General features: G+C 51.9%; 11 protein-coding genes. 2 read left to right on the forward strand and 9 right to left on the reverse strand.

What is annotated here, in order from left to right; translation table 11 throughout:
* Both NNO04_RS08375 and cof read right to left on the reverse strand, forming a co-directional pair.
* On the reverse strand, positions 1-185 hold a 185-nt coding region (locus tag NNO04_RS08375), incomplete at its 3' end, for a hypothetical protein (RefSeq protein WP_271444268.1).
* Between the two features lie 24 nt (positions 186-209).
* Positions 210-1,028, reverse strand: a complete 819-nt coding sequence (gene cof / locus NNO04_RS08380; protein ID WP_271444269.1) for an HMP-PP phosphatase — start codon at positions 1,026-1,028, stop codon at positions 210-212.
* 98 nt (positions 1,029-1,126) lie between these two features.
* Here cof and NNO04_RS08385 point away from each other — a divergent pair, with 98 nt between their 5' ends.
* Together NNO04_RS08385 and queC are read left to right on the forward strand one after the other, a co-directional pair.
* Entirely contained in the window at positions 1,127-2,863 is a 1,737-nt protein-coding gene (locus NNO04_RS08385) for an SgrR family transcriptional regulator (RefSeq protein ID WP_271444270.1), read from the forward strand.
* Between the two features lie 26 nt (positions 2,864-2,889).
* Positions 2,890-3,585, forward strand: a complete 696-nt coding sequence (gene queC, locus NNO04_RS08390; RefSeq protein ID WP_271444271.1) for a 7-cyano-7-deazaguanine synthase QueC — start codon at positions 2,890-2,892, stop codon at positions 3,583-3,585.
* 109 nt (positions 3,586-3,694) lie between these two features.
* Here the strand turns inward: queC and NNO04_RS08395 are convergent, their stop codons facing one another.
* The 7 genes from NNO04_RS08395 to clpP all read right to left on the reverse strand — a co-directional run bounded on the left by NNO04_RS08395 (position 3,695) and on the right by clpP (position 11,838).
* Positions 3,695-4,093: a YbgC/FadM family acyl-CoA thioesterase gene (locus NNO04_RS08395; RefSeq protein ID WP_271444272.1), complete on the reverse strand. Its 399-nt coding sequence runs from the start codon at positions 4,091-4,093 to the stop codon at positions 3,695-3,697.
* 103 nt (positions 4,094-4,196) lie between these two features.
* Positions 4,197-4,571: a helix-hairpin-helix domain-containing protein gene (locus NNO04_RS08400; RefSeq protein WP_271444273.1), complete on the reverse strand. Its 375-nt coding sequence runs from the start codon at positions 4,569-4,571 to the stop codon at positions 4,197-4,199.
* 145 nt (positions 4,572-4,716) lie between these two features.
* Complete coding sequence (gene ppiD, locus NNO04_RS08405; RefSeq protein ID WP_271444274.1) at positions 4,717-6,591, reverse strand: peptidylprolyl isomerase; 1,875 nt, start codon at positions 6,589-6,591, stop codon at positions 4,717-4,719.
* A 202-nt stretch (positions 6,592-6,793) separates the two neighbouring features.
* Entirely contained in the window at positions 6,794-7,084 is a 291-nt protein-coding gene (gene hupB / locus NNO04_RS08410; RefSeq protein ID WP_219352570.1) for a nucleoid-associated protein HU-beta, read from the reverse strand.
* A 190-nt stretch (positions 7,085-7,274) separates the two neighbouring features.
* Positions 7,275-9,629 carry an endopeptidase La gene (lon, locus tag NNO04_RS08415; protein WP_162378942.1) on the reverse strand — a complete coding sequence of 785 codons (2,355 nt, stop codon included), beginning with the start codon at positions 9,627-9,629 and terminating at the stop codon, positions 7,275-7,277.
* 184 nt (positions 9,630-9,813) lie between these two features.
* Positions 9,814-11,088, reverse strand: a complete 1,275-nt coding sequence (gene clpX / locus NNO04_RS08420; RefSeq protein WP_192611383.1) for an ATP-dependent protease ATP-binding subunit ClpX — start codon at positions 11,086-11,088, stop codon at positions 9,814-9,816.
* A gap of 126 nt (positions 11,089-11,214) precedes the next feature.
* On the reverse strand, positions 11,215-11,838 hold the full coding sequence (clpP, locus tag NNO04_RS08425) for an ATP-dependent Clp endopeptidase proteolytic subunit ClpP (protein ID WP_162378944.1): 624 nt from the start codon (positions 11,836-11,838) through the stop codon (positions 11,215-11,217).
* Positions 11,839-12,047: the final 209 nt, after the last annotated feature.

A 12,047-nucleotide genomic window follows, 5' to 3' on the forward strand; every position in this document is an offset into this window, starting at 1 on the left:
TCTTTTCGTCCCTCATTGGGACCCCCTGTTGATTTCTTGTTGAACATTTGCAGTTGCCAGACCGCAAGGTGTTTTAACAAATCAAAAGGGGTTTTAATAACTGGCTCAAAGCTGAAAGCTTTACTGAACCCCCAGCCTAGCTGGGGGTTTTCTATAGACAAAAAAGCCAGACAATGACTGTTCATGTCTGGCTTGCTGGAAGGGATCTCTCATTCGGGGGAATAAGGTAGATGTGGATTATCCAGCCAATGCGTTAAATAGTGAGAAACAGCCTGATTACGGCAATGCCCAATCACTGATAAATGAGGGAGCTCGGCAATCAGTTGCGGCATAGCGTTCCCCATGATCAAACCGCGTCCAACGCTCCCCAGCATTTCACGATCGTTCATGGCATCACCAAACGCCATACACTCAGCCAGCGTAAAGCCCAGATGATTGCTCAGTACCGTCAGGGCGGCTCCTTTATTACAACCCAGCGGCAAAACTTCCAGACAATCGACTGCGGAAAAACAGAGGTTTGCCCGTTCGCCCAGCGCGTCGTTCAGTTGAATACGAAGCCGGATCAGGTCATCGTGATCGCCACAGAAACAGATCTTCGTTACCTGATGAGCAGGGATCCGTTTTACATCCACGACCTGATAACGAAATCCGCTATAGACGTGAGCATGCAACATCGACGGGATTTCCTGCCCGGTGAACCAGCCGTTGTCATTGAATACGTGCATGCTGGCCTGCGTGTCCCACGTCTGATGCAGCACCAGATCCGCGATGTCTGGGTCAAGATCCTGCCGATGCAGAACCTCTCCTTCCAGCGTATGAACGCGCGTACCGTTACCGGTGATCAGGAAGGCTTCCAGTGAAAACGAGCCCAAAATATGCTGCATCTCCAGCACATGCCGACCCGTCGCAAATGTCAGGGTAATGTCACGTTCGCGCAAACGCGCCAGTGTTGAAAGGGTTTCATCGCCCAAATGGTGGTTTGGCATCAGTAGTGTGCCATCCATATCAAATGCTGCCAGACGAGCCATCTCTTTCTCCACTCTGTGACACGATTAACTTGTGGTTCAGTATCACCTGAGATATACGGAAGTAATAGTGAATAGATAAAAGGAATTGTTCCGGGTTTATGCGACTTCTCAATCGACTCAAACAATACCAACGCCTCTGGCAACCTTCTGCTGGCGAACCTCAGTTTGTGACCGTGGGCGAGCTGGCAGAACGCTGTTTTTGTAGCGAACGTCATGTGCGGACACTGCTTCGCCAGGCGCAGGACGCAGGATGGCTGACGTGGGAGTCGCAGTCCGGGCGCGGAAAACGAGGGCAACTCCGTTTTTTGGTCACGCCGGAATCATTGCGCAATACCATGATGGAGCAAGCGCTGGAGAAAGGGCAGCAACTCAATGTGCTGGAGCTGGCGCAACTGGCGCCAGGCGAACTGCGCGCCATGCTGCAGCCGTTTATGGGCGGGCAATGGCAAAACGATACGCCGACACTACGTATTCCCTATTATCGTCCTCTTGATCCCCTCCATCCTGGATTCCTCCCCGGGCGCGCTGAACAACATCTTGCCGGGCAGATTTTCTCCGGATTAACCTGCTTCGACCGTCATAATCAGCGTCCTTGCGGAGATCTGGCGCATCACTGGGATGTCTCCCCTGATGGTTTACGCTGGGATTTTTATATTCGCTCTCCACTTTACTGGCACAATGGCGATGCTGTGGCAACCTCGCAGCTACATGAACGGCTACTCATGCTGCTCAACCTTCCGGCGCTCAATAAATTGTTCATTAGCGTGAAGCGTATTGAAATCAGCCACCCGCAATGTCTGACATTCATTCTGCATCGGCCTGATTATTGGCTGGCGCACCGCCTGGCGAGCTATTGCAGCCTTCTGGCGCATCCGCAGCAGCCACTGGTCGGCACCGGTCCTTTCCGGCTGGCGTTATTTACGCCAGAGCTTGTCCGCCTTGAAAGCCACGATCATTTTCACCGAAGCCATCCGTTGCTAAAGGCGGTTGAATACTGGATAACACCGCAGCTTTTCGCACAAGACCTGGGGACCAGTTGCCGCCACCCGGTGCAGATAGCGATCGGGAAACCTGAAGAGCTGACCACGCTCAGTCAGGTGAGTAGCGGTATCAGCCTCGGATTTTGCTATTTAACACTCAAGAAAGGGCCGGGGCTGAGTGTGCAACAGGCGAGAAGATTGGTGGATATCATTCATCACACATCGCTACTGCAAACATTGCCTGTTGATGAAAACTTGATTACGCCGAGCCAGGCGTTGCTGCCCGACTGGAACATGCCCCGGTGGGAAAGGCTGGATGAGGTAGAACTGCCGGAAAAACTCACACTGGTCTACCATCTGCCCGTTGAACTGCATACCATGGCAGAACAGCTCAGGCACTATCTGGCTACGCTCGGTTGTGAGTTAACGCTTATTTTTCATAATGCTAAGAACTGGGACAACAGCACTATTCTGGCGGATGCCGATTTGATGATGGGCGACAGGCTCATTGGCGAAGCGCCAGAGTATACGCTTGAGCAATGGCTACGCTGCGATCCGCTCTGGCCGCATGTCTTAGACGCTCCCGCCTATTCCCATCTACAGGCAACGCTGGATGCGCTACAGATTCAGCCCGACGAGGACGATCGTTATGCGGCACTTGCGCAGGTGTTCGCAAATCTGATGAATGATGCCACGCTCACACCGCTCTTTAATTACCACTATCGCATTAGCGCGCCACCGGGCGTCAATGGGGTCCGACTAAACGCACGCGGCTGGTTTGACTTCGCCGAAGCCTGGTTGCCTCCTCCGCGTCATGAAGAAGCTGGTCGGCGCCCCCCTCAGACGCTACCATAGCGTTTTATCATTTGTCAGGATAAGCCATGAAACGTGCCGTCGTAGTATTCAGTGGGGGTCAGGACTCCACCACCTGCCTGGCGCAAGCACTACATCAATATGATGAAGTCCATTGCGTCACCTTTGATTATGGTCAGCGCCATCGCGCTGAGATTGATGTCGCACGTGACCTGGTCTTAAAACTCGGCGCACGTTCACACAAAGTGCTCGATGTAACGCTACTGAACGAACTGGCAATCAGCAGTCTGACGCGCGACAACATTCCTGTGCCGGACTACGAACCGGACGCAGATGGCATTCCCAACACCTTCGTGCCTGGGCGCAATATCCTGTTTTTGACACTGGCGGCCATCTACGCCTACCAGGTAAAGGCCGAGGCGGTGATCACCGGTGTTTGTGAAACGGATTTCTCCGGTTATCCAGATTGCCGCGATGAGTTTGTCAAAGCGCTAAATCACGCTGTCAGTCTGGGGATGGCAAAGGATATCCGCTTTGAAACACCATTAATGTGGATTGATAAAGCCGAAACCTGGGCGCTGGCCGATTACTGGGGCAAACTGGATCTCGTCCGTCAGGAGACGTTGACGTGCTATAACGGGATCAAAGGCGACGGCTGTGGGCACTGCGCCGCTTGTACCCTGCGCGCTAACGGACTGACCCATTATCTGGCGGATAAAGCTACAGTCATGGCGGCGATGAAGCAGAAAACCGGACTGAAGTAATTTCTGTCGGTTTCGCCAGATGACGGCGTAAAACACCTTATCCGGCCTACTCGTTACGCAAGATGAACATGTAGGCCTGATAAGCACAGCGCCATCAGGCAATAAGATGTTACTTCACCATCTGCTCCAGTTTTTCGCGTAACTCGCCTTCAAGCGGCAGCGCCTTTTGCGATTTCAGATCGATACACACAAAGGTAATCTGCGCATCCACTACGACCTGCCCCTCTGGCTCCAGTGTAATGACCTGACTTAAAACACCACTCTTACCGTTGATTTGCTGCACCTGACTGGTCACGGTCAGCAGATCACTCAGCACCGCCGGGCGACGGTAGTTGATATTGATGTTTACCACCACAAAAGCGATGTTATGGGCCGTCATCCACTGAAAGCTGTCGCTGTTTTCCAGGCCGTCCCAGCGCGCCTCTTCCAGAAATTCAAGATAGCGGGCGTTGTTGACATGCTGATAGACATCGAGATGATAACCACGGACTTTAATCTGTGTTTGCATAGCGCAGGAACCTTAGTTTGTTTTTATCGATTAGACGGCTGTATAGAGGTCACAACTGGTATGACCTCTATAGCATGGCAAATTTTTGCCACTACGCAAGTTATTAAAGTGTTAAAACTGCCAGGTTACGCTCCACCAGCGAACTCCCCATCCCTGGCACCTGTTTTAGATCATCAACGGTTTTAAACGGACCGTACTCTTCCCGATAGCTGACGATGGCCTGCGCCTTTTTCAACCCAACGCCATTCATTGCCCGCGCTAACTCCTCTGCAGAAGCGGTATTGATACTCACCCGAGTGCCCTCTTCATCACTGGCTTTCGCAGGGACTGATGCTTTAGTTTTAGCCGTAGCAGGTGCCTCAGCCTTAGTTTGTACTGCCGGATTTTTTGCCACTGGCTCTGCGGCCAGCGCACCGCCTGTCACACCTGTACAGGTCAGGGACAGCGCTACCAGCAAAGTTCTGATTCCACGTTTCATACTGTTTCTCCTTGTTTATTAACAGTGACGTCACGATAACGAGGCGAGGAAACAGGAACAAATGGCAAATATCAGAAATGGAAAAGGCCGCGAAAGCGGCCTTTGGGGATTACAACTTTTTGCAAATTTCTGCGAAGCGTCTCGATTACTGCTGCTGTTCCAGCGCATCACCGACTTTAATTTTCGCCGCTTTACGCAGGTTACTCATCAGCGCTTCAAAGACAATTTGAGCGTTGTTCTGGGTGATCCCCTGAACCATCGCTTTTTTCTGTTCTTCCGGCATTGAACCCGCTTTCACGGCATCCAGCGCCAGCAGCACCACGTTACCCTGCATATCATTGGCAACACCGTAGACAGGCTTATCCTTCGCAGGCAGGCTCAGAGCAAACGCGGCCTGACTCACCGGATCCTGACCTGTACGGCTCAGCGTTTTAGACTCACCAAAGCTCAGACCTGCCGCCTTCATCGCCTCAACGCCTTTACCGGCTTTCAGCTCAACCAGCAGTTTGTCCGCATCCAGTTTCGCCTGTTGCACCGCTTTATTGTGCTTCACAAGCGCAGTCACCTGTTCTTTCACCTCAGCCAGCGGTTTAACCGCTTCTGCTTTGTGCTCGGCAACACGCAGTACAAAGGCACGATCGCCATCGACGGTGATGATGTCGGAGTTGTTACCCGGCGCACCGTTCTGCCCTACCAGGCCACCATTAAAGACAGCATCGGAAACCGGTTTGAAATTCAGTTCTTCCGGCAAGCTGTCACGGCTAAACCAGCCTGTCTCAACGGCTTTCATACCAGCGGCCTGTTCTGCGCCCGCCAGAGATTCGTTGTCATTGCTTGCAGCATCGCTCACTTTCTGCTGCAACGCATAGTACGCATCCAGTGCTTTTTCTTGCTTCACTTTCGCAGCAATGTCGTCGCGCGCTTCGCTCAGCGGTTTGACTTTAGCAGGCTGGACGTCATCCAGACGCGCGACCAGATAACCGACAGACGATTTGATGACACCGGACAACTGGCCTTTTTCTTTCAGACCGGCATTTTTCAGCTCATCCGGCGTCGTAGCATCTTCCAGCCACCCCATATCGCCACCGTTACGGGCCGAAATGATGTCCGCGGATTTCTCTTTCGCCAGGGCGGCGAAATCACCGCCTTTATTCAGCGCATCCAGTACCGCTTTCGCGTCATCTTCCGTTTTGGTCTGAATGATGCTGTAACGGTTACGCTGCGGTTGAGTGAACTGCTCCTGGTGCTGGTCATAATAAGCCTGGATATCGGCATCGCTGGCCGTCTCCTGCATCGCTGCGGCATCCAGCTTGATGTAGCTCACGCGAAACTGCTCCGGCGTCATAAAGCTATTTTTATTCTGCTCGTAGTAGCTGGAAATTTCCAGGTCGGTAACCTGCTGCTTCGCCGCAAGGGCATTCACGTCGATAGTCGCTTCACGAACGACGCGCTGCTGGGCAACCAATTCCGCCAGTTCGTCAGTTTCGCCCTTCAGCATAAACTCGGTGCCTGCAACGCCGTTGATCACCTGTTGTGTCGTCAGCTGGTTACGCAGCGCCTGTGCGTATTGATCGGCCGTCATTCCCATCTTGTTAACAATCGCATTGTAGCGTTCGTTATCAAATTTACCGTCGACCTGGAAGGCTGGCGTTGCGAAGATAGTCTGCTTGACCTGCTCATCGCTGATGTTCAGTTTGAGTTCGCGGGAATACTGGTCCAGCAGCGCTTCGTCGATAAGACGGTTCAGCGTCTGCTGACGCAGCGTTTTCATGTAGCTTTCGTTCGCCGCCAGTTCAGAGAACTGATCGCCTAACTGTTGCTGCATGCGGTTGCGTTCATTGTTAAACGCATTCTCAAACTGCCCGCGGCTGATTTCCTGGCCATTCACTTTTGCGGCGTAGTTATTGCCTCCGCCAATCAGGTAACCACTCACGCCGGTCAAAATGAACGACACGATAATGATACCGAAAATAATCTTGAGCACGAGACTGTTAGCAGCCGTGCGTAAGCTGTCCATCATGGTGTAACCACACTCCGCTGTAGGTGATGTATAACCTCACGCAGCATAGCGTTTCCAAAACGCTGCGCGGAAAGGCCTATTGTGACAAGAAACGGGGGCAATTGTCAGCCCACAACGTGTAGAAAGTCCCGGATCACAAATAAAAAAGGCACATCTGATGATGCGCCCTTGTACTTTGCCACATCCCCTGGGGGGATCACTCTTAGTTTACCGCGTCTTTCAGTGCTTTACCTGCACGGAAACCCGGCACTTTAGCAGCAGCGATGGTGATCTCTTTACCTGTTTGCGGGTTGCGACCAGTACGGGCAGCACGCTCTTTAACAGCAAAAGTACCAAAACCTACCAGTGCAACATCATCCCCTTCTTTCAGAGATTCAGTAACAGAAGCAATAATTGCATCTAACGCACGTCCAGCCGCAGCCTTAGAGATATCAGCCCCTGCAGCAATTTTGTCGATCAGTTGAGATTTATTCACTCTTCTCTTCCTCTTTATAATTTATATCGCACCTGAATCCTTCAAAGTGCGACCGCGCAGCAGTTATATCAGGCCTGCCATGCCCTTACAACACCCGTTAATGATGGCAAGCCTAATTCAGCATCTAAGTTAGCGATACAAAAAAAGGCTGGCAAGTCCGAAATGGCCTGCCAGCCCTGTTTTTATTAGCGCTCTTTGCGCGAGGTCACTATTTTGCGGTTACAACTTGTATACCAGAGGGTTCATTTTGCAGCGCAAGCGTCAGAACTTCCTCAATACGTTTCACCGGATGAATATCAAGATCGGCAATAACATTATCCGGAATCTCTTCCAGGTCACGTTTATTTTCGTCAGGAATTAACACGGTCTTGATCCCACCACGGTGTGCGGCCAGCAGTTTTTCCTTCAAACCACCGATTGGCAGCACCTGGCCACGCAAAGTGATCTCACCGGTCATTGCCACATCAGCGCGAACCGGGTTACCGGTCAGACAGGAAACCAGGGCTGTACACATCGCAATACCGGCACTCGGACCATCTTTCGGCGTCGCACCTTCGGGTACGTGAACGTGGATATCGCGTTTCTCGTAAAAGTCCGGATTAATACCCAGTTTTTCCGCCCGCGCGCGCACCACTGTCAACGCAGCCTGAATGGACTCCTGCATGACTTCGCCCAGAGAACCCGTATAGGTGAGTTTCCCTTTCCCTGGTACACAGGCCGTTTCAATGGTCAGCAGATCCCCGCCCACCTCGGTCCATGCCAGCCCCGTGACCTGACCCACGCGATTTTCGCTGTCCGCGCGGCCATAGTCGAAGCGTTGTACGCCGAGGTAATCGTGCAGGTTGTCGCCATTGATCACAATGTGTTTCAGTGACTTATCCAGCAGCAACTGTTTAACGGCTTTACGGCACAATTTGGAGATTTCACGCTCCAGGCTACGCACGCCCGCTTCACGGGTGTAGTAACGAATAATGCCAATAATGGCGCTATCGTCGACCGTCAATTCGCCTTTTTTCAGTGCGTTACGCTCAATTTGCTTCGGCAGCAGATGACGCTTCGCAATGTTCAGTTTCTCGTCTTCGGTATAACCGGACAGACGGATCACTTCCATACGATCCAGCAGCGGCGCCGGAATGTTCATGGAGTTAGAAGTCGCGACAAACATCACATCACTGAGATCGTAGTCCACTTCCAGGTAGTGATCGCTGAACGCCACGTTCTGCTCAGGATCCAGCACTTCAAGCAGTGCAGAAGCCGGATCGCCACGCATGTCGGACGACATTTTGTCGATCTCATCGAGCAGGAACAGCGGGTTTTTAACCCCCACTTTCGCCATTTTTTGGATCAGTTTACCCGGCATAGAGCCAATGTACGTACGACGGTGACCGCGAATTTCAGCTTCATCACGTACGCCGCCCAGCGCCATACGGATGTATTTGCGCCCGGTCGCTTTCGCAATGGACTGGCCCAGAGACGTTTTACCTACCCCCGGCGGTCCAACCAGACACAGGATTGGCCCCTTGATTTTGTTCACACGGCTTTGTACCGCGAGGTACTCAAGGATGCGGTCTTTCACTCGCTCCAGACCGTAATGGTCGGTGTCGAGGATTTCTTGCGCCTGACGCAGATCTTTTTTGACCTTGCTACGCGCATTCCACGGTACCTGCACCATCCAGTCGATGTAGCCGCGTACCACGGTCGCTTCTGCCGACATCGGAGACATCATTTTCAGCTTCTGCAGTTCTGCTTCCGCTTTCTCTTTTGCCTCTTTCGGCATTTTCGCCGCGTCGATTTTGCGTTTCAGCGCTTCGTTTTCATCCGGCGCGTCGTCCATTTCGCCGAGTTCTTTCTGAATGGCTTTCATTTGCTCGTTCAGATAGTACTCGCGCTGGGATTTCTCCATCTGCTTTTTGACGCGGTTGCGAATACGCTTCTCAACCTGCAGCAGATCGATTTCGGATTCCATCATCGCCATCAGGTATTCCAGACGTTCGTTGACGTCGGACATTTCCAGCACAGATTGCTTGTCTGCCAGCTTCAGCGGCATGTGCGCAGCGATGGTGTCAGCCAGACGGGCCGGATCGTCAATACTATTGAGCGATGTCAGCACTTCTGGCGGAATTTTTTTGTTCAGCTTGATATAGCCTTCGAACTGGCTAATCGCGGTGCGTACCAGCACTTCCTGCTCACGCTCGTCAATAGCTGGCGACTCAAGGTACTCTGCCTTCGCAGAGAAATGCTCGCCATTATCAGACAGCGCAGAAATACGCGCGCGCTGTAACCCCTCGACCAGTACCTTTACGGTACCGTCAGGCAGTTTCAGCATCTGCAAAATAGAGGCCACGGTCCCGACGGTGAAAAGATCGTTTACACCCGGCTCATCCGTTGATGCTTCTTTCTGGGCGACCAGCATGATTTTTTTATCATGGTCCATAGCCGCTTCCAGACAACGGATAGATTTTTCCCGCCCTACAAATAAGGGTATGACCATGTGCGGATAAACCACCACATCGCGCAACGGCAATACGGGGATTTCAATGCGTTCAGAACGCTCAGGATTCATAGAGCTCTCTCTTAGTTTAGTGTCCGCCAGGTAATCTGGTTATGTGACTGTGTTTCACACGACCATTAACATGTAAGCAGTATATGGGGATGTTTCCCACACATTCAACGGCGTGTTTACAGGAAAAATAAAAGGGGGGATAAAATCCCCCCTTTTTGATTAACTGATTGTATGAAATGGCTAATTATTCGCCAGATGCTTGCTGCGCTTCGGGCTTGCCATAAATCAGCAACGGCTTGCTCTGGCCGCCGATGACGGACTCATCGATCACCACTTTTTCAACATCTTCCATTGAAGGCAAATCGTACATCGTGTCGAGCAGAGCGGCTTCTACGATAGAACGCAGGCCACGCGCCCCCGTCTTACGCGCCATCGCTTTACGGGCGATAGCGTCCAGCGCTTCATCACGGAACTCTAAATCCACACCTTCGAGATTAAACAGCGCCTGATACTGCTTGGTCAGCGCGTTTTTCGGCTCTTTCAGAATTTGGATCAGCGCTTCTTCGCTCAGTTCGTTCAGGGTTGCGACCACTGGCAAACGACCAATGAACTCAGGGATCAGACCAAATTTGATCAGATCTTCTGGTTCAACCTGCGACAGCAGTTCACCTTCGCTAGCCTTATCAGACTTCGCTTTTACCGTCGCGCCAAAACCAATGCCCGACCCTGTTTCTACACGATGGGAGATAACCTTATCCAGCCCGGCAAACGCACCACCACAGATGAACAGAATCTTAGAGGTATCAACCTGCAAGAATTCCTGCTGCGGATGTTTACGACCGCCCTGCGGCGGAACGGCGGCAACCGTCCCTTCGATCAGTTTCAACAGTGCCTGCTGTACGCCTTCACCGGAAACGTCACGGGTAATAGACGGGTTGTCTGATTTACGGGAAATCTTGTCGATTTCATCGATGTAGACAATACCGCGCTGTGCTTTCTGCACATCGTAATCGCATTTCTGCAACAACTTCTGAATGATGTTCTCAACATCCTCACCCACATAACCCGCTTCGGTCAGGGTGGTGGCGTCCGCCATAGTGAACGGTACGTCCAGCAGACGCGCCAGCGTTTCGGCCAGCAACGTTTTCCCGGAACCCGTTGGACCAATCAGCAGAATGTTACTTTTGCCCAACTCGACGCCATTGCTGGTGTCGCCGTTACGCAGACGTTTGTAATGGTTGTATACCGCGACCGCCAGCACTTTTTTCGCCTGCTCCTGGCCGATAACATAATCGTCCAGGTGATTGCGAATTTCATGCGGCGTCGGCAGCGCACTACGCTCACGGTGCGGTGCCACTTCCTTAATCTCTTCGCGAATGATGTCGTTACATAAATCAACACATTCGTCGCAGATATACACGGATGGACCGGCGATCAGCTTACGCACTTCATGCTGGCTTTTGCCGCAAAAAGAGCAGTACAACAATTTGCCCGAGCCATCTTTGCGTTTATCTGTCATGAGTCAAAACCTCTTCTTTGTTCTTTGTGCCGCACACGACGACGCAAATGCCATTCTCAGGCGCAAGTCGCTTGTCAGCGTTGTGCCGCCCTTAGATATTATAGCGGCACACTTGCGCCCTGGGCATCAATTACGATGGGTCAAAATCGAGTCGACTAATCCATACTCCACCGCTTCAGAAGCGGAGAGGAAGCGATCGCGCTCAGTATCACGTTCAATCTGCTCAAGAGATTGACCCGTATGGTGCGCCATAAGTTCATTCATGCGCCCTTTCACTTTCAGAATTTCACGGGCATGAATTTCAATATCCGTCGCCTGGCCCTGGTAACCGCCCAGAGGCTGGTGGATCATGACGCGAGAATTCGGCAGGCAGAAACGTTTACCTTTTGCACCTGCAGTCAGCAAAAATGCCCCCATTGAGCACGCCTGGCCCATACAAATGGTGCTAACGTCCGGCTTAATGAACTGCATGGTGTCATAAATAGACATCCCTGCGGTAATCACCCCGCCAGGGGAGTTGATGTACAGATAGATATCTTTTTCCGGGTTTTCCGCTTCCAGGAACAGCATCTGCGCCACAATCAGGTTAGCCATGTGGTCTTCAACCTGGCCTGTCAGAAAAATGACACGTTCCTTAAGTAGACGAGAATAGATATCAAAAGAGCGCTCACCACGTGAAGTCTGTTCAATGACCATCGGCACCAGCGCCATATGGGGTGCAAAGTTATCTCGTTCGCCGCTGTATGACATTTCCGTCTCCTGGATAAAAAATGAAAAAACCTGCTGTACCGATTGTAACCTTATGGACGGATTATCAGCTAGTCCCTCTGTTATGGGTACGGCATCGCCATAATTCAAGCATAACAATCTTTTGCTGTAACGCTAACACTGAAACGCTGTTTTCGCACTCTTCCCATGCAAAATGCGTGACAAAAAAAAACCCGCCACCGGGCGGTGAC

This window comes from Citrobacter sp. Awk 4, from assembly GCF_028069725.1.
Taxonomy (GTDB): domain Bacteria; phylum Pseudomonadota; class Gammaproteobacteria; order Enterobacterales; family Enterobacteriaceae; genus Citrobacter_D.

Excerpts from the sequence above, each read along its gene's own strand:
- clpX (WP_192611383.1), bottom strand. The coding sequence starts at position 11,088 with ATGACAGATAAACGCAAAGATGGCTCGGGCAAATTGTTGTACTGCTCT.
- NNO04_RS08385 (WP_271444270.1), top strand. The coding sequence starts at position 1,127 with ATGCGACTTCTCAATCGACTCAAACAATACCAACGCCTCTGGCAACCT.
- queC (WP_271444271.1), top strand. The coding sequence starts at position 2,890 with ATGAAACGTGCCGTCGTAGTATTCAGTGGGGGTCAGGACTCCACCACC.
- NNO04_RS08400 (WP_271444273.1), bottom strand. The coding sequence starts at position 4,571 with ATGAAACGTGGAATCAGAACTTTGCTGGTAGCGCTGTCCCTGACCTGT.
- ppiD (WP_271444274.1), bottom strand. The coding sequence starts at position 6,591 with ATGATGGACAGCTTACGCACGGCTGCTAACAGTCTCGTGCTCAAGATT.
- cof (WP_271444269.1), bottom strand. The coding sequence starts at position 1,028 with ATGGCTCGTCTGGCAGCATTTGATATGGATGGCACACTACTGATGCCA.
- NNO04_RS08395 (WP_271444272.1), bottom strand. The coding sequence starts at position 4,093 with ATGCAAACACAGATTAAAGTCCGTGGTTATCATCTCGATGTCTATCAG.
- lon (WP_162378942.1), bottom strand. The coding sequence starts at position 9,629 with ATGAATCCTGAGCGTTCTGAACGCATTGAAATCCCCGTATTGCCGTTG.
- clpP (WP_162378944.1), bottom strand. The coding sequence starts at position 11,838 with ATGTCATACAGCGGCGAACGAGATAACTTTGCACCCCATATGGCGCTG.